We start from the raw sequence: 16,295 nt of genomic DNA on the forward strand, positions 1-16,295 counted from the left end.
GCGCCCACAGGCCCACCCCACGCTCTGGCCCGTTGCATGGTCCTGTTGGGGATGGTTCTAGCGACTCCCGTTCACCTGGCGTGGCGCCTCTGGGATGGCTTTCGATTCCGCCATCGGAATCAGCCGCTTCCCAACCTGTCCCCGATATCCCCAGCCGGCCGGCAGTCTGTGGGAATCTTCTGAACCGCCTGGGACTCCGCCTGGGCGCCGTCATCGGGACGTCACGGTTATCCCCGTCCTCCCCTCGCCCTACCTTCAACTTCCCCCTTAAATTAATCTTCTATTAAGACTTTAAGGAGGGGCCCTGCGTGTGGGGGGCCCTTGCTTTGGCAAGATGAGAAGGCAAGAAGGCGAGCCATGACGCCTGCCCCTCTCTCCCCCCTGCTCCGTGTCCTCGCCGGCGAGACCCTTGAGCGGCCGCCCGTGTGGTTCATGCGCCAGGCCGGACGCTATCTGCCGGAGTATAGAGCGGTGCGGGCCACGGCGCCCGACTTCATCGCCTTCTGTCATGATCCGGAGAAGGCGGCGGAAGTTACCTTGCAGCCGCTGCGCCGCTTTCCTTTCGACGCGGCCATCGTCTTCGCCGACATCCTGCTGATCCCCGGGGCGCTGGGCCAGAAGGTCTGGTTCGAGGCCGGCGAAGGCCCGCGGCTTGGCGAGCTGCCCTCGCTCGACAGCATGGCCGGCGAGATCGAGGCCTCCACCGACCGCCTGTCGGCCATTGGCCAGACTCTGTCGCTGGTGCGGGCCAAGCTGCCGGACGACAAGACCCTGATCGGTTTCGCCGGCGCCCCCTGGACGGTGGGCAGCTACATGATCGAGGGCGGCTCCTCTGACCGGTCCAAGGCGCGGACCTTCGCCTATGAGCAGCCGGAAGCCATGGACCGGCTGATGGACATCCTCGCCGAGTCCACCGCCCGCTATCTGGCCATGCAGGAAGAGGCCGGGGCCCAGGTGCTGAAGATCTTCGAGAGCTGGTCCGAAGGCCTGCCGGAGGATCTCTTCCACCGCCTGGTCATCCGGCCGCACAACCTCATCCTCAAGCGCCTGAAGGACCTGGGCGTCACCGCCCCCGTGATCGGCTTCCCGCGCGGCTCGGCCGCCTATGCCGAAACCTATGCGGACCAGGTCGATGTGGCCTGCGTGGCGCTCGACACGGCTGCCCCCGCCGCCCTCGGCCGGAGCCTGCAGAAACGCAAGGCCATCCAGGGCGCCCTCGATCCCCTGCTGCTGCGGGCCGGCGGGCCGGAGCTAGACCGCCGCGTCGACCAGCTGCTCCAGCAATGGGGCGATGGCCGCTACATCTTCAACCTGGGCCACGGCATCCTGCCCGACACCCCCATCCCCCACGTCGAGCGGGTGCTGAAGATGGTCACCGGCAAGTGAGCGCCAGGGAAGCGGGAAGGAAGGTCGCGGTCGTCCTGTTCAACCTCGGTGGGCCGGACGGGCCGCGCAGCGTCGAGCCCTTCCTGTTCAACCTGTTCAATGACCCGGCGATCATCGGCCTGCCGGACTTCATCCGCACGCCCCTGGCCCGCTTCATCGCCCGCCGCCGCGCGCCGCACGCCCGGGGAAACTACGCCCGCATGGGCGGCGGCTCGCCGCTGCTGGCCGAGACGAGGAGGCAGGCCACCGCCCTGCAGGTGCTGCTGTCCGCCGCCCGGCCCGGCGACGAGGTCCGCTGCTTCATCGCCATGCGCTATTGGAAGCCGCTGACGGAGGAGACGGCCGCCGAGGTCGCCGCCTTCGCCCCCGACGAGATCCTGCTGCTGCCGCTTTATCCGCAGTATTCGACCACCACCACCGGCTCCTCCCTGAAGGCCTGGAACGCCGCCTACAGGGGCCCGGGCCGCGGCCGGACGATCTGCTGCTGGCCGGCCGGCGAGGCCTTCCTGGCCGCCCACGCGCGCCTGATAGAGGCTGCCTGGACCGCCAGCGGCCACACCGGCCCCGCGCGCCTGCTGTTTTCCGCCCACGGCCTGCCCGAAAAGACCATCAAGGCCGGCGACCCCTACCAGGCCCAGGTCGAGGCCACCGCCGCCGGGGTCGCCGCCCGGCTGAAGGGCGAGTGGGACTGGAAGATCAGCTACCAGTCCCGGGTCGGCCCGATGAAATGGATCGGCCCCAACACCGAGGACGAGATCCGCGCGGCGGCGAAGGCCGGTCTGGCCCTGGTCGTCGTCCCCATCGCCTTCGTCTCCGAACACATCGAGACCCTGGTCGAGCTCGACATCGAATACGGCGAGATGGCCCGCAAGGAAGGCTGCCCCGCCTATGTCCGCGTCCCGGCGCTGGGAACCGACAGCCTGTTCATCGCCGGCCTGGCCCACCTGGCCGTCGAGGCGCTCGGCCGCGAGGGGCTGGACAGCGACGGCTCGTTCCGCTGCGCCGGTCTCGGCAAATGCCCGCGCCTGGGGACTGGATCGCCGCGCAGCGCTGCGTGAATTTCAGGCTCGGTCGCCTGGAGCGGCGTTCCTGTCCCCGACCTGCGCTGATCGGGGACAGGTAGCGCGCACCAACCGCTCGAAACGCCATCGTCAGACCGTTTACGCGCGCAACCGGTCCCCAAGTGACAGCGTCGTCCGGCGATTCTAGAAAGGGTTCCATGACCTTCCTGGCCCAATACTACGATCTGCTGCGCGGCCTGCACATCATCGCGGTCATCGCCTGGATGGCCGGCATGCTCTACCTGCCTCGGCTCTACGTCTATCACACCCGCGCCGCCCGCGGTTCGGAGCTGGACACGACCTTCCAGGAGATGGAGGTCAAGCTGCTGCGCATCATCATCAACCCGTCGATGGCGGCGACCTGGATCTTCGGCATTCTGCTGATCCTGGCCAACACCGGCCTGCGCGGCGGCGACTGGACGTGGCTGGGCCAGCCCTGGATGGTGGTCAAACTGGTCAGCGTCTTCGTGATGTCCGGCTGGCACGGCTTCCTGTCCGGGGCCCGCAAGAAGTTCGCCGACGGCACCAACACCCGCAGCGAGAAGTTCTGGCGGATGAGCAACGAGCTGCCCTTCCTGCTGGCCATCGTCATCGTCCTGTCGGTCACCACCCAGTTCCTGAGCCGCTGATTTTCCTCATCTCTTGAACCGGGCGCGGCGGCGTCCCACCTTGACGTGAGCGGAGCCCTGTGGTTCCCCTCACGGCGCTGCTTCGGCAGTCTCCTCTTTCCGGCCCCTCCGCGCTGCGACCAGCGCCGACGACCAGCCGGATCCCCGAACGAACAATCCCATAGCCGCACCCGACCAAGGTCCGGCGTTCACGCTACCCAAAGGGCGCCTCGCGTCCTGACACCCAGAGTCCAACTATGTCTGAAGACACCCCCATCGAAACCGAAACCCCCGAGAACGAGACTGACGTCGTCGAGGAAACCTCCGACATCGGTCACGATGCGGGCCACGAAGAAGGCCCCGACACCACCGCCGTCGCCGCCTCCCCTGAGGACGCCGTCAACGGCGACGAGGGCGACGACGAACTGGCCGCCGTGGTGGCCGAGCTCGGTTTCACCCGCATGTCCCTTCAGCAGCTGAAGGAAACCTCCCCCGCCGACCTCCTGGCCCTCGCTGAAAAGCTGGAGGTCGAGAACGCCAACTCCATGCGCAAGCAGGACATGATGTTCTCGATCCTGAAGACCCTCGCCGAGGAAGGCGTGGAGATCTCCGGATCCGGCACCATGGAGGTGCTGAGCGACGGCTTCGGCTTCCTGCGGTCGCCGGAAGCCAACTACCTGCCGGGCCCCGACGACATTTATGTCTCGCCCAGCCAGATCCGCAAATTTGGCCTGCGCACCGGCGATAGCGTCGACGGCGGCGTCCGCGCCCCCCGCGAGGGCGAGCGTTACTTCGCCCTGGTCGACGTCAAGCAGATCAATTTCGAGCCGCCGGAAAACGTCCGCCACAAGGTCCATTTCGACAACCTGACCCCCCTCTACCCGGAGGCGCGGCTCAACATGGAGCTGCCCGATCCGACGGTGAAGGACCGCTCCGGCCGGGTCATCGACATCGTCGCCCCGCTCGGCAAGGGCCAGCGCTGCCTGATCGTCGCCCCGCCGCGCGTGGGTAAGACGGTGATGCTGCAGAACATCGCCAAGTCGATCGAGACCAACCACCCCGAATGCTACCTGATCGTCCTCCTGATCGACGAGCGGCCGGAAGAAGTCACCGACATGCAGCGGACGGTGAAGGGCGAAGTCATCGCCTCCACCTTCGACGAACCGGCGACCCGCCACGTCCAGGTGGCCGAGATGGTCATCGAAAAGGCCAAGCGCCTGGTCGAGCACAAGCGCGACGTCGTCATCCTGCTGGACTCGGTCACCCGCCTGGGCCGCGCCTACAACACCACTGTCCCCAGCTCCGGCAAGGTGCTGACCGGCGGTGTCGACGCCAACGCCCTGCAGCGTCCCAAGCGCTTTTTCGGCGCGGCGCGGAACATCGAGGAAGGCGGCTCGCTGACCATCATCGCCACGGCCCTGATCGACACCGGCAGCCGGATGGACGAGGTCATCTTCGAAGAGTTCAAGGGCACCGGTAACTCGGAAATCATCCTCGACCGCAAGGTCGCGGACAAGCGCATCTTCCCGGCCATCGACGTGCTGAAGTCCGGCACCCGCAAGGAAGAGCTGATCACCCCGAAGGACCAGCTGACCAAGACCTACATCCTGCGCCGCATCCTCAACCCGATGGGCAGCCAGGACGCCATCGAGTTCCTGCTCGACAAGCTGCGCCAGTCGAAGACCAACGGTGACTTCTTCCAGTCGATGAATACGTAAGGCTCCGTCCCTCCCCGAATGGGGAGGGCAGGCGCGCGTTGCGCGCCGGGTGGGGCAGTTGGCCACTGGCTCCCAGAGCCCAGAATCTATCCACGGAAACCGGGTTGTGGTGGTTACCCACTGCCCCACCCGGCCTTCGGCCTGCCCTCCCCATTCGGGGAGGGAGGTTACCCCACGACAGCCTTCCCGCCGTCACACTCCCGGGTCATACTGTATCAAGCGATACAAAGAGACCCGGCATGGACCAGCCCATCCTGATCATCGGCGCCGGCATGGCGGGCCTGTTCACGGCCCTGGCCCTGGGCAGCCGGGGTCACGCCGTCACCATCCTGGAACGCGACCCGCCGCCGCCCGAGGGCGACGCCGACACCGCCTTCGAGAGCTGGAACCGCCGCGGCGTCGGCCATCTGCGCCACAGCCACGCCTTCCTGGCCCGCCTGCGTTCCATCGTCGTCGAGCGCCATCCGGCCCTGCACCAGCGGCTGATCGACGCCGGCTGCCAGGAGATGACCTTCGCCTCGGGCCTCAGCCCCAAGGCCGCCGCCCGCTACCGCCCCGAGCCCGGCGACGCGGCCCTGACCGTCCTGACCAGCCGCCGCACCACCCTGGAGCTGGTCCTGCGCCAATACGTCACCGAACTGCCGGGCGTTTCCCTGCGCAGCGGCGTCAACGTCGTGGGCCTGGCCGGGGAGGCGCGGGATGGCGTCTTCGTCTGCGAAGGCCTGAAGCTCGAGGGCGGAGAGACGCTGAACGGCCTGGTCATCGACGCCGCCGGCCGCTCGGCCCAGAGCTTCGACTGGCTGGCCGAGGCCGGTATCGCGGTCCCCGAAGAGGCCGAGGACGCCGGCATCCTCTACTACACCCGCCACTACCGCCTGCTGCCCGGCCAGGAGCAGCCCGAGCGCGGCGGCCCGCCCGGGGCCGGCGACCTTGGCTTCATCAAGTACGGCGTCTTCCCGGCCGACAACGGCTGTTTCTCGATCACGCTTGCCGTGCCGGAGATCGAGGAGGCTCTGCGCCGGGCGGTCATGCGGCCGGAAACCTTCGACGCCCTCTGCGACCAGATGCCCGGCGTCTCCCGCTGGACCGACCCGGCCCGCGCCGAGCCGCTGAGCAAGGTCTACGGCATGGGCGACCTGAAGAGCCGCTGGCGCGACATGGCCCCGGGCGGCAGGCCCCTGGCCCTTAACCTGTTCCCGATCGGCGACGGCCTGGTGCGGACCAATCCGCTGTATGGCCGAGGCTGCAGCTTCGCCGCCGTCACCGGCGAGCTGGTCGCCCAGGCGCTGGAGGCGGAGAATGACGCCGCCGCCCGCGCCATGGCCTTCTCGAAGTCCCTACGGAGCGAATTGCGCCCCTACTACGAGGACATGCGCACCCAGGACCGCGCCGCCATCCGCCGCGCCCGCCATGCCCTCAACGCCGCCTACAGGCCCAAGCTGCGGGCCCGGGTGATCAAGAGCTTCGCCGAGGACGCCATCGCCGTCGCCATCCGCCGCGACCCGGCCCTGCTGCGCGAGTTCATGCGCGGCTTCCACATGCTGGAGGACAGCCGCGCCTGGCTGAAACGCCCGGCCAACGCCGTGAAGGTGCTCGGCGCCTGGGCGACGCCCCGGTCGATGAAGCGGCAATGGTATCCGACCAGGCTGGGGCCGGAGCGGGTCGAGATGCTGAGTTCGGTCGGGATCGATCCGCAGGAAGACCCCAAGCGGCTGGGGTTCGCCTGAAGCAAACGGGGACACATTGAATTCCGCTCGCGGAATTCAATGTGTCCCCTCTTCCGGTTACTCCCCAAACCCCTCGCCCGGCGTCAACGGCGCCAGGCGGATCAGGCGGCTGTCTTCGACGCCGGCGGTGCGGTGCTTGACGACCTCGCGGTAGAGCGGGTCGGTGACCATGGCCAGGAAGGAGCCGGCGTTGGGGTATTCGGCGATGAAGGCCAGGTCCCAGCGCTCGTCTTCGGGGCCGGTGACCACCGTCTCCGGCCGCCCGGCCCAGATCTGCCGGCCGCCGACCCGCCCGAACACCTCGGCGCTCTCGCGGCCGTAGGCGCGGTAGGCCTCCAGGCCGCTGAGGCCCTTGCCATGGTTGGGGTGGCCCTCGGGATAGTCGGCCAGGGGCTTGAGCCGCACCAGGTTCAGCATCTGGATCGGCGTATCGCGCGGCAGGCCCTTGAAGGCGTCGAACTGGGCGCGGGACGGATCGATGCTGCTCATATCCTAGTCCTTCAACGGATCGGCCGCGTCGGCCGCGCCATAGGTCAGCGACAGGAAGACGTCTTCCAGGTCGGGGTCCTCGGTGGCGATGTCGCGGATGTGCAGGCCCTGGGCGCGCACGGCCGCCAGCACCTGCTCGACGCTCGACTGGCCGGTCTTGTAGGTCACGGCGAAGGCGCCGCCGGCTCTGAGCCTGGTCTCGAATCCCGTCAGCGACGGGGCGTTGGCGACCGGCTCCTCCGGCGTCACCACCACGTTGCGGGTGTCCAGCCGCTTCAGCAGGGTCGCCGTCGGTTCGCTGGCCACCACCTCGCCGCGGTTGATGATGGCGATGCGGTCGCACAGCTCCTGGGCCTCTTCCAGGTAGTGGGTGGTCAGGACGATGGTCACGCCGGAGCGGTTCAGCTCCAGCACATAGGCCCACAGCTGCTTGCGCAGCTCGACATCAACGCCGGCGGTCGGCTCGTCGAGGATCAGCACCGGCGGGTTGTGGACCATGGCCTTGGCGACCATCAGCCGCCGCTTCATGCCGCCCGACAGCTGGCGCACATAGGCCTTGGCCTTGTCCGACAGCCCCATGGCGGCCAGCAGCTCGGCCGTGCGGCGGTCGGCCTTGGGGACGCCGTACATGCCGGCCTGGGTCTCCAGCGACTCCTCGGGGGTGAAGAACACGTCGGCGGCCAGCTCCTGCGGCACCACCCCGATGGCGGCGCGGGCGTCGCGCGGGCGCTCGTCGATGTCGCGGTCCCAGATGCGCACCACGCCCGAGGTCTTGCGGGTTAGGCCGGCCAGGATGTTGATGAAGGTCGACTTGCCGGCCCCGTTCGGCCCCAGCAGGCCGAAGATCGAGCCGCGCGGCACCTGCAGGTCGATGCCGTTCAGCGCCCGCTTCTCCGGCGTGGTCTTGCTGGCGGCGTAGGTCTTGAAGACCCCTTTGGCCTCGATGGCGTAGTCGGGCAGGTCCATGGGTATCCGATCGGGACTTGGGCAGAAAACTCAGGCGCCGCCAGCAGGGTGCTTTTCCTGTGGCGGGCTTGGCTCTAGGTATGCGCCTAAGCGGCCCACGCCAAGGCCGCGCCCGCTTTTCATTTGAGACCCATCCATGGCCCGCAAAGCCCCCGCCACCCGCCCGACCAATACGCCGAAAGCCGCGCCGCTGATGGCCGCGCCGGAAACCATCACCGTCACTTCGCACCGCATCGCCTGCGACGGCGTCGGCGGGGCGCTCGGCCATCCGCGCGTCTGGCTGGAGATGGGCGCGGCCGGCTGGGTCGACTGCGGCTACTGCGACCGCCGCTTCGTGGCCTCGACGGCCCCGGGCGACGAGAGCGAACAGCTGGCGCCGGGCGTCTACGAAGGTTCGGCCGGGCACTAGGTCCTTTGTCCGCCCGTCCGGGCAGCGGAACCGCACACACTTCCGCCTGACGGGCGTTGGTCACAGCCGAAAACCGCCAGCGGACGTCACAACGGCTCCCTATGTATCGTCTCACCTCGAGGAGACGCCCATGACCAAAGCCGCCGACTTCCACGCCCTGCACGCCGGCCCCGATGTGCTGGTGCTGCCCAACGCCTGGGACGCGGCCAGCGCCGCCCTGATGCAGGACGCCGGGGCCAAGGCCGTGGCCACCTCCAGCGCCGCCGTCGCCTGGGCGCGCGGCTATGCCGACGGCGACCTGTTGCCGGTGCCGGTGCTGCTCGACGTCATCGCCGGCATCACGCGGGTAACCACCGTGCCGGTCACCGCCGACATCGAGGGCGGCTTCAGCGACGACCTGGAGACCCTGACCCAGACCGTCTCGGCGGTGATCGCCGCCGGCGCCGTCGGCGTCAACCTCGAGGACGGCGGCCGCGACCCCGACCTGCACGCCCGCAAGATCGAGGCCGCCCGCGAGGCCGGGGTGCGCACCGGGGTGGAGCTGTTCGTCAACGCCCGCGTCGACGTCTACCTGCGCGGCCTGGCCCAGGGCGAGGCGGCCCTGGCCGAGACCTTGCGCCGGGCGAAACTCTATGCCGAGGCTGGGGCCAGCGGCGTCTTCGTGCCCGGCCCCATCGACGAGACCCTGATCGGCCAGCTGGCCGGCGGCGTCAGCCTGCCGCTCAACATCATGGGCCGGGCCGGGGCCCCCACGGCGGCGCGGCTCAGCGAACTGGGCGTGCGCCGTCTGAGCTCGGCCACCGGCCCGTTCAACGCCGCCTACGGGACCCTCAACCGCACCGTCGCCGACTATCTGAAGAGCGGCGACCCGGGCGCCTTCGCCGAAGCCGGCCAGGGCCTGCCCAACCTCAACAAGCGGTTCGGCTGACGCCTATTTCGCGGGCTGGGCCAGGTTGAACTCGACCGGCAGCCGGATGCGGGCGCCGACGGTCGGCCGGCCATCCTGGCTCCAGAGATTCAGCTTCATCTGTCCGGCAACCTGAACCGAGGCCTCGCCGAAGCCGAGGTTGTCCGGCCGCTCGCCGGCGATGCGGCAATCGCTCAAGGCCCCGTCCGGAGCGACCTGGCAGTCGGCGACGCCCCGGCCCGAGCGGATCCCGGCATCGGCTGCCTGGTCGGGAAAGACCGCCTGGATCGCCTTGTCGTCCGGGATCGTCGTCCATTCCGGCGCTCGCACCCGCCGTCCGGCCCCGGCCTCGCTGGCCGGGTTGAGGAAGCGGAAGCTGACGATAATGTTGGATTGGGCGCCGCGGCTGGCCTCCTCGGGGGTCAGCCGGACCCGGAACCGTCCGCTCAGGGTCCGCGCCGCGCCGGTCATGACCTTGTCCGCGTCGTTGAGCGCCACGCATCTCTCCAGGTCGCCCGAGCGCCGCATCGAACAGCGCAGCACGACCACGGCCTCATCTTCCTGACGATCGGCCGGCCAGGCGGCGGCCATCTCTTCGAGGCTCGGCGCCGCGGCCCAGACGGGCCGGGTGATCAGCGACGGCCCGCTGCCGGCCTCCCACATCTCCAGCGTGAACTCGACCTGCCCGCCGTCGACTGCCTCGCCGTTGATCTTGCGCGGCTTGAACCGGCCGCCGCGTTCCATCAGCCCGGTCCCGATCTGGCCGAAGCCGAGGCCATAGGGGCTTTCGGAAACCACATCGCAGCGCTTGGGCTTGCCGGCGGCGTCGATGGCGCAGCGCATCGTCACCGCCGCGCTGATGTTCTGGCCCCGCAAACGCCGTGGGAACACGGACCCGACGTCCCGGGCCGAGGGCTTGGCGGTCAGGTCCGCCTCCTCGACGACCGGCGGCGCGGTGATGACCAGGCCGCTGACGTCCGTCGGCTGGGCCATCGCCAGGGCGAGCGCCAGGATCTTCACTTGGTGGACGTGACCTGGTTGAACTCGATCGGCAGGCGGACGCGGCCGCCGACGGTCGGGCGGCCATCGGCGCTCCACAGGCCGAGCTTCATCTGGCCCGCCACCCGCACCGACGCCTCGCCAAAGCCAAGGCCGTCGGGTCGCTCGCTGGCCACGCGGCAGTCGGTCAGGGATCCGTCGGCGGCGACCAGGCAGTCGGCGACGCCCCGACCGGCACGCACGCCCGCCCCAGCCGCCTGGGCCGGATAGACCGCCTGGAGCGCCCGCTCGTCGGGATAGGCTATCCAGTCCGGCGCCGACACGCGCCGCTCGGCGGCGGCCGGGCCGGCCGGATTGAGCAGGCGAAGGCTGAGGATGACGTCCCAGCCCGCGTGAAACCTGGCCTCCTCTGGGGTCAATCGGACGCGGAACCGGTCGCTCAGGGCCAGCGCCGCATCCGTCGGCGCCTTTTCGGCGCCGTTGATCGCCCGGCAGTTCTTCAGTTCGCCGGCCGGGCGCATCGTACAGCGCAGCACCACCACGGCCTCCTCGCCGGAATGGCCGGCCGGCCAGGCGGCGGCCATATCCTCGAAGCTGGCGACGGACGCCCAGACCGGTTCGTCGAACAGCAAGGGGGAGGCCTTGCGCCCGGGCCGGGGCCATATGTACACCGAGACCTCCACCTGGCCGCCATCGACCGCCTGGCCGTCGACACGGCGCGGCTTGAACCTGCCCTTCCGCTCCATCAGCCTGGTTCCGGCCTCGCCGAAGCCGAGGCCATAGGGGTCTTCCTTCAGGGTTTCGCACCGCCGCGCCTTTCCGGCCGCGTCGATGGTGCAGCGCATGGTCACCTTGGCCCTGATATTCTGGCCGCGGGCCTTCTCGGGGAAGGCGTCCATGAGGTCGGAGTCCATCGGGTTGGCCGCCAGCCTTGCTTCTTCCGAAGCGGGCGGGGCGGCGACGGCGCTGCCGGCCAGCAGCAGGCCGATAGCCAGGGCGATCAGTGGGTTGGGCCTCATTGGGACGCCTCGTCGGCCAGGTTGAAGTCGATCGGCAGCCGCACGCGGCCGCCGACCACCGGCCGGCCCATGGTGCTCCAGGGGTTCATCTGCATCAGTTGGGCGATGGCTACGGCCGAGGCGCCAAAGCCCATGCCGTCCGGCTTCTCGCGCGCCACCTTGCAGTCGGTCAGCTTGCCGTCGGCTGCGACCAGACAGTCGGCGACGCCGCGCCCGGACTTGACCCCGGCCTCGGCCGCCCGGGCCGGATAGACCGACAGCACGGTCTCGGGCTTCACGGTGGTGGTCCAGTAGGGGTCCTTCACCGTCAGGCTCCGCCCCTCGATGCTGGCCGGGTTCAGGAAATGGAAGCCGACCAGAACGTCGGACCGCGCGTACTGCGTCGCTTCCTCGGCCGTCAGTTTGACCTGGAAGCGGCCGACCAGATCGCGGGCCGCCTTGCCGAAACCACCGCCGGTCTGGCGGACGACTGTGCAGTCGGCGAGTTCGCCATCGGCCCGCAGGGCGCAGCGCAGGACGGCGACGCCATCGTCCCCGTCGGCGCCCATCGGCCAGGCGGCGGTCATCTCCGCGATGCTGGGAGCGCGGGCGAAGATCGGCTGGTAGATCACATAGCGGGCCCCGGGCGAGGGCGAGGAAAACTGGAAGGGCAGGGTCATCTCGCCGCCATCGACGGGCTTGCCGTTGACCTTTTGCGGATAGAAGATCGCCGAGCTCTGGGCCAGCTTCACCGCCGCCTCGCCGAAGCCCAGGCCCCAGGGTCCCTCCTGCATGACCTCGCAGTCGCGAGCCCGACCGTTCAGGCCGATCTTGCAGCGGATGACCGCCCGGCCGCTGATGCTGCGGTCGGCGTTGCTGCTCGGGTAGGCCCGATTGACATCCTCGCCGCTTGGCTTGGCGCGCCACTGCGGCTTCTCGACAATGTCGGGCGGGGTCTGGGCGAAGGACGCGCCGGCCGAGAGCAGGCTGAAGGCGGCGGTGATCAGCACGGAACGAACGATCATGGCTTGGCTTTCGGGGCCGGCTCTTCGGCCTGGGTGAAGTTGATCGGCAGCTTGAGGCGGGCGCCATCGACCGGGCGGCCGTCGTCGGACCAGGGGTTCATCTGCATGACGCCGGCGATGGCCACGGCGGCGCTGCCGAAGCCCAGTCCCTCGGGCGTCTCCCGCGCCGCCTTGCAGTCGGTCAGTTTGCCGTCCGGGGCGACCAGGCAGTCGGCGACGCCGGTCCCGGCTCTGACGCCGGCGTCGGCGGCCTTGTCGGGATAGAGAGCCAGCACCGCGTCCGGCTTGATCTGCACGATCCAGCGCGGCTGGGAGATCTTCTTCGCCTGCCCCGCCGGGGTATTGGGATTGAGGAAGCGGAACGGCACGTTGACCACGCCGCCCTTGATCCTGGCCGCCTCTTCCGGGGCCATGAAGATCTGGAACCGGCCCACCAGTCCCATGGCGGCGTCGCCGAAGCCCTTGTTGGTCGGCAGCTGCGACAGACGCTGGCAATCGCGCAGATATCCGGTGCTGGCGATCCGGCAGCGCAGGGTGGCGCCGCCCTCAGGGAGGTCGCCGGCCGACCTGGGCCAGGCGGCGGCCATGTCGGCGAAGCTGGGCGCCTTGGTCCAGACCGGAGCGTTGAGGGCGGCGATGGTCGGGCCGCTCGCCCGGTAGCCGCCGACGAACGACAGCGGGATACGCACCTGCGCGCCGGCGACCGGCTTGCCGTCCACCGTCTGCGGCTTCATCTGGAAGGACCCTGACAGCATCAGGGCCGCCGGCCCGAAGCCCAGGCCCTCCGGCGACTCGCTGGCCACCTTGCAGTCCCGCAAGGTCCCCGTGACGTTGACCGTGCAGGCGATGGTCGCCTTGCCGCCGACGCCCTTCTTGGACGCCTCGGCCGGCCAGACATTGGCCAGATCGTCGGCGCTGGGTCTGCGCAGCCAGTCGGGCTTGGTGATGAGCGGTTGCGGCGCGGGCGCGGCGGCTGGCGTCTGGGCCATCGCCACCGATCCCGCCAGCGCGGCCAGGACGGTCGCCAGATAAACTCTACGCACGGTGCAATCCTCCCCCAACACGCGCCGCAACCTGCCAATTTCCACGTCACTTGCAAAGGGGCGCTGACCCGGCGCGCGGGAGCCACTATCTTGCCTGCATGACCGACGCGCCGACCACACAAGACAACCGCCCGCTGACCCAGGACGGACCGCCGATCCGGCTCTATCTGGTCGACGGATCGGCCTACATCTTCCGGGCCTACCACGCCCTGCCGCCGCTGACCCGCAAGTCGGACGGCCTGCCGGTGGGGGCCGTGGCCGGCTTCTGCAACATGCTGTTCAAGCTGCTGCGCGACACCAAGGAAGACGCGCCCACCCACTTCGCGGTGATCTTTGACCATTCGGAGAAGACCTTCCGAAACCAGCTCTACGACCTCTACAAGGCCCACCGGCCGCCGCCGCCCGAGGACCTTGTGCCGCAGTTCGCCCTGGTCCGCGACGCCACCAAAGCCTTCGGCGTGCCCGGCATCGAGCTGCCCGGTTACGAGGCCGACGACCTGATCGCCGCCTACGCCTGCCGGGTGCGGGAACTGGGCGGCGAGACCATCATCGTCTCCTCCGACAAGGACCTGATGCAGCTGGTCGGCGACGGGGTGACCATGCTGGACACCATGAAGAACGTCCGCATCGGCCCCGACCAGGTGTTCGAGAAGTTCGGCGTCATGCCCGACAAGGTGGTCGAGGTTCAGGCCCTGTGCGGCGACAGCGTCGACAACGTGCCCGGCGCCCCCGGCATCGGCATCAAGACCGCCGCCCTGCTGATCAACGAGTTTGGCGACCTCGACACGCTGCTCGCCCGGGCCGGCGAGATCAAGCAGGACAAGCGCCGCCAGACCCTGATCGACTTCGCTGACCAGATTCGCCTGTCCCGGGCCCTGGTCCAGCTCGACTGCGACACCCCCCTGCCCGAGCCGATCGCCGACCTGACCGTCCGCGAGCCGGACAAGGCGACCCTGGCCGCCTTCCTCGAGGAGATGGGCTTCAACACCCTGCTGCGCCGCGTCGGCGCCGCCGCCGACGGGACCGGCATGGCGCCGCAGCCGCTGCCGCAGTTCGCGAAAACGCCCGAGCCCGCGCCGGCCACGCCCGAAGCGCCGGCCATCGAGATCGACGTCACCAAGTACGAGTGTGTCCGCGACCTTGAGACCCTCGATCGCTGGATCGCCAAGGCCTTCGAGGTCGGCGTCGTCGCCTTCGACACCGAGACCGACGCGCTGGGCTCCGCCACCGCCGGTCTCTGCGGCGTCTCCCTGGCCGTCGCCCCCGGCGAGGCCTGCTACATCCCCCTGACCCACGAGGCGGTCGGCGGCGACCTGCTGACCGAGGCCGCCCCCGTCGCCGAGCAGATCGACAAGGCCACCGCCCTGGCCCGCCTCAAGGTCCTGCTGGAATCGCCGGCCGTGCTGAAGGTCGCCCAGAACGCCAAGTACGACATCGCCGTCATGGCCCAGCGCGGCATCGACGTGGCGCCCATCGACGACACCATGCTGATCTCCTACGTGCTGGAGGCCGGCCTGCATAACCACGGCATGGACGAGCTGTCGGAGCTCTGGCTCGGCCACAAGCCGATCCCGTTCAAGCAGGTGGCCGGGACCGGCAAGGCGCAGATCAGCTTCAAGCACGTCGCCCTGAACGAGGCGACCTGCTACGCGGCCGAGGACGCCGACGTCACCCTGCGCCTCTGGCACAAACTCAAGCCCCGCCTGGCCCGCGAAGGCCTGCTGACCGTCTACGAGACCCTCGAACGGCCCCTGCCCCCGGTCATCGCCGCCATGGAGAACGCCGGGGTCAAGGTCGACACCGACGAGCTGCGCCGGCTCAGCCACGACTTCTCCCTGCGCATGGCCGATTTCGAGGCCAAGGCTCATGAGATGCTCGGCCGGCCGTTCAACATCGGTTCTCCCAAGCAGATCGGCGAGGTGCTGTTTGGCGAAATGGGCCTGGAGGGCGGCAAGAAGACCGCCACCGGCCAATGGGCCACCGACGTCGACGTCCTCGAAAGCCTGGCCGCTCAGGGCCACGAGCTGCCGCGGCTGATCCTCGACTGGCGCCAGCTCTCCAAGCTCAAGGGCACCTACACCGACAACCTGATCGCGGCGATTTCGCCCAAATCCGGCCGCATCCACACCGCCTACGCCATGGCCTCGACGACCACCGGGCGGCTCAGCTCCTCCGATCCCAACCTGCAGAACATCCCGGTCCGCACCGAGGAGGGCCGCAAGATCCGCAAGGCCTTCGTGGCCGAGCCGGGCCATGTGCTGATCAGCGCCGACTACAGCCAGATCGAACTGCGCCTCCTGGCCCACGTCGGCGACATCCCGCAGCTGAAGAGCGCCTTCAAGGAGGGCCTGGACATCCACGCCATGACGGCGTCGGAGATGTTCGACACCCCCATCGAGGGCATGCCGGCCGAGGTCCGCCGCCGGGCCAAGGCCATCAACTTCGGCATCGTCTACGGCATCAGCGCCTTTGGCCTGGCCAACCAGCTGAACATCCCGCAGGGCGAGGCGGCCGACTATATCAAAACCTACTTCCGCCGCTTCCCCGGCATCGGCGACTACATGGAGGAGATGCGGTCCCAGGTGCGTCAGCACGGCTTCGTCACCACCATCTTCGGTCGCAAGATCAATATCCCGGAGATCGGTGGCAAGAGCGTCGCCCAGCGGCAGTTCGCCGAGCGGGCGGCCATCAACGCGCCGCTGCAGGGGGCGGCCGCCGACATCATCCGCCGGGCCATGGCCCGCATGCCGGACGCCCTGCGCGAGGCGGGGCTATCCTCGAAGATGCTGCTGCAGGTGCACGACGAACTGGTCTTCGAGGCCAGCGAGGCGGAGGCCGAAGCGACCTGCGCGGTCGCCCGCCGGGTCATGGAAAACGCCCCCTTCCCGGCGGTCGAGATCAGCGTGCCCCTGGTCGTCGAAGCCCGCGCGGCCAGCAACTGGGACGAGGCGCACTAGCC

The 16,295-nt window shown here is 69.2% G+C and carries 14 protein-coding genes; 8 read left to right on the forward strand and 6 right to left on the reverse strand.

What is annotated here, in order from left to right; all coding sequences use genetic code 11:
• Nucleotides 1-357 precede the first annotated feature (357 nt).
• From hemE to AC1RSK_RS17735, 5 genes are all read left to right on the forward strand, one after another.
• Nucleotides 358-1,386, forward strand: coding sequence for a uroporphyrinogen decarboxylase (hemE, locus tag AC1RSK_RS17715; RefSeq protein ID WP_492908931.1), 1,029 nt, complete (start codon nucleotides 358-360; stop codon nucleotides 1,384-1,386).
• Complete coding sequence (gene hemH, locus AC1RSK_RS17720) at nucleotides 1,383-2,444, forward strand: ferrochelatase (RefSeq protein WP_492908932.1); 1,062 nt, start codon at nucleotides 1,383-1,385, stop codon at nucleotides 2,442-2,444. The genes hemE and hemH overlap by 4 nt, the downstream gene beginning before the upstream one ends.
• Nucleotides 2,445-2,605: 161 nt before the next feature.
• A complete protein-coding gene (locus tag AC1RSK_RS17725) occupies nucleotides 2,606-3,076 on the forward strand; it encodes a CopD family protein (RefSeq protein WP_492908933.1) in 471 nt (156 codons plus the stop codon).
• 236 nt (nucleotides 3,077-3,312) lie between these two features.
• The gene (gene rho, locus AC1RSK_RS17730) at nucleotides 3,313-4,773 is read left to right on the forward strand and encodes a transcription termination factor Rho (RefSeq protein WP_492908934.1); all 1,461 of its coding nucleotides are present in this window, start codon (nucleotides 3,313-3,315) and stop codon (nucleotides 4,771-4,773) included.
• Between the two features lie 239 nt (nucleotides 4,774-5,012).
• Nucleotides 5,013-6,500, forward strand: a complete 1,488-nt coding sequence (locus AC1RSK_RS17735) for an FAD-dependent oxidoreductase (RefSeq protein WP_492908935.1) — start codon at nucleotides 5,013-5,015, stop codon at nucleotides 6,498-6,500.
• Nucleotides 6,501-6,557: 57 nt separating this feature from the next.
• Here AC1RSK_RS17735 and AC1RSK_RS17740 read toward each other — a convergent pair whose 3' ends face one another.
• Together AC1RSK_RS17740 and AC1RSK_RS17745 are read right to left on the reverse strand one after the other, a co-directional pair.
• Nucleotides 6,558-6,989 (reverse strand): DUF1330 domain-containing protein, encoded by a 432-nt coding sequence (locus AC1RSK_RS17740; RefSeq protein ID WP_492908936.1) that lies wholly within the window; start codon nucleotides 6,987-6,989, stop codon nucleotides 6,558-6,560.
• 3 nt (nucleotides 6,990-6,992) lie between these two features.
• Nucleotides 6,993-7,955: an ABC transporter ATP-binding protein gene (locus tag AC1RSK_RS17745; RefSeq protein WP_492908937.1), complete on the reverse strand. Its 963-nt coding sequence runs from the start codon at nucleotides 7,953-7,955 to the stop codon at nucleotides 6,993-6,995.
• 136 nt (nucleotides 7,956-8,091) lie between these two features.
• Between AC1RSK_RS17745 and AC1RSK_RS17750 the strand changes: the two genes are divergently transcribed.
• Nucleotides 8,092-8,364: a zinc-finger domain-containing protein gene (locus AC1RSK_RS17750; protein WP_492908938.1), complete on the forward strand. Its 273-nt coding sequence runs from the start codon at nucleotides 8,092-8,094 to the stop codon at nucleotides 8,362-8,364.
• Between the two features lie 130 nt (nucleotides 8,365-8,494).
• On the forward strand, nucleotides 8,495-9,292 hold the full coding sequence (locus tag AC1RSK_RS17755; protein ID WP_492908940.1) for an isocitrate lyase/PEP mutase family protein: 798 nt from the start codon (nucleotides 8,495-8,497) through the stop codon (nucleotides 9,290-9,292).
• A 3-nt stretch (nucleotides 9,293-9,295) separates the two neighbouring features.
• Here AC1RSK_RS17755 and AC1RSK_RS17760 read toward each other — a convergent pair whose 3' ends face one another.
• The 4 genes from AC1RSK_RS17760 to AC1RSK_RS17775 are packed head-to-tail and all read right to left on the reverse strand — an operon-like array spanning nucleotide 9,296 to nucleotide 13,336.
• A complete protein-coding gene (locus AC1RSK_RS17760) occupies nucleotides 9,296-10,291 on the reverse strand; it encodes an energy transducer TonB (protein WP_492908941.1) in 996 nt (331 codons plus the stop codon).
• A complete protein-coding gene (locus tag AC1RSK_RS17765) occupies nucleotides 10,288-11,289 on the reverse strand; it encodes an energy transducer TonB (protein ID WP_492908942.1) in 1,002 nt (333 codons plus the stop codon). Before AC1RSK_RS17765 ends, AC1RSK_RS17760 begins: the two co-directional genes overlap by 4 nt.
• A complete protein-coding gene (locus AC1RSK_RS17770) occupies nucleotides 11,286-12,293 on the reverse strand; it encodes a TonB family protein (protein WP_492908943.1) in 1,008 nt (335 codons plus the stop codon). Before AC1RSK_RS17770 ends, AC1RSK_RS17765 begins: the two co-directional genes overlap by 4 nt.
• Nucleotides 12,290-13,336 (reverse strand): energy transducer TonB, encoded by a 1,047-nt coding sequence (locus AC1RSK_RS17775; RefSeq protein ID WP_492908944.1) that lies wholly within the window; start codon nucleotides 13,334-13,336, stop codon nucleotides 12,290-12,292. The genes AC1RSK_RS17770 and AC1RSK_RS17775 overlap by 4 nt, the downstream gene beginning before the upstream one ends.
• A gap of 98 nt (nucleotides 13,337-13,434) precedes the next feature.
• On the opposite strand from AC1RSK_RS17775, the gene polA reads away from it, so the two are divergent.
• Nucleotides 13,435-16,293, forward strand: coding sequence for a DNA polymerase I (polA, locus tag AC1RSK_RS17780; RefSeq protein ID WP_492908945.1), 2,859 nt, complete (start codon nucleotides 13,435-13,437; stop codon nucleotides 16,291-16,293).
• Nucleotides 16,294-16,295: the final 2 nt, after the last annotated feature.

The sequence above is a fragment of the Caulobacter sp. GW821-FHT11A05 genome (assembly GCF_058809015.1).

Excerpts from the sequence above, each read along its gene's own strand:
- hemE (WP_492908931.1), top strand. The coding sequence starts at position 358 with ATGACGCCTGCCCCTCTCTCCCCCCTGCTCCGTGTCCTCGCCGGCGAG.
- AC1RSK_RS17725 (WP_492908933.1), top strand. The coding sequence starts at position 2,606 with ATGACCTTCCTGGCCCAATACTACGATCTGCTGCGCGGCCTGCACATC.
- rho (WP_492908934.1), top strand. The coding sequence starts at position 3,313 with ATGTCTGAAGACACCCCCATCGAAACCGAAACCCCCGAGAACGAGACT.
- AC1RSK_RS17735 (WP_492908935.1), top strand. The coding sequence starts at position 5,013 with ATGGACCAGCCCATCCTGATCATCGGCGCCGGCATGGCGGGCCTGTTC.
- AC1RSK_RS17740 (WP_492908936.1), bottom strand. The coding sequence starts at position 6,989 with ATGAGCAGCATCGATCCGTCCCGCGCCCAGTTCGACGCCTTCAAGGGC.
- AC1RSK_RS17745 (WP_492908937.1), bottom strand. The coding sequence starts at position 7,955 with ATGGACCTGCCCGACTACGCCATCGAGGCCAAAGGGGTCTTCAAGACC.
- AC1RSK_RS17750 (WP_492908938.1), top strand. The coding sequence starts at position 8,092 with ATGGCCCGCAAAGCCCCCGCCACCCGCCCGACCAATACGCCGAAAGCC.
- AC1RSK_RS17755 (WP_492908940.1), top strand. The coding sequence starts at position 8,495 with ATGACCAAAGCCGCCGACTTCCACGCCCTGCACGCCGGCCCCGATGTG.
- AC1RSK_RS17765 (WP_492908942.1), bottom strand. The coding sequence starts at position 11,289 with ATGAGGCCCAACCCACTGATCGCCCTGGCTATCGGCCTGCTGCTGGCC.
- AC1RSK_RS17770 (WP_492908943.1), bottom strand. The coding sequence starts at position 12,293 with ATGATCGTTCGTTCCGTGCTGATCACCGCCGCCTTCAGCCTGCTCTCG.
- polA (WP_492908945.1), top strand. The coding sequence starts at position 13,435 with ATGACCGACGCGCCGACCACACAAGACAACCGCCCGCTGACCCAGGAC.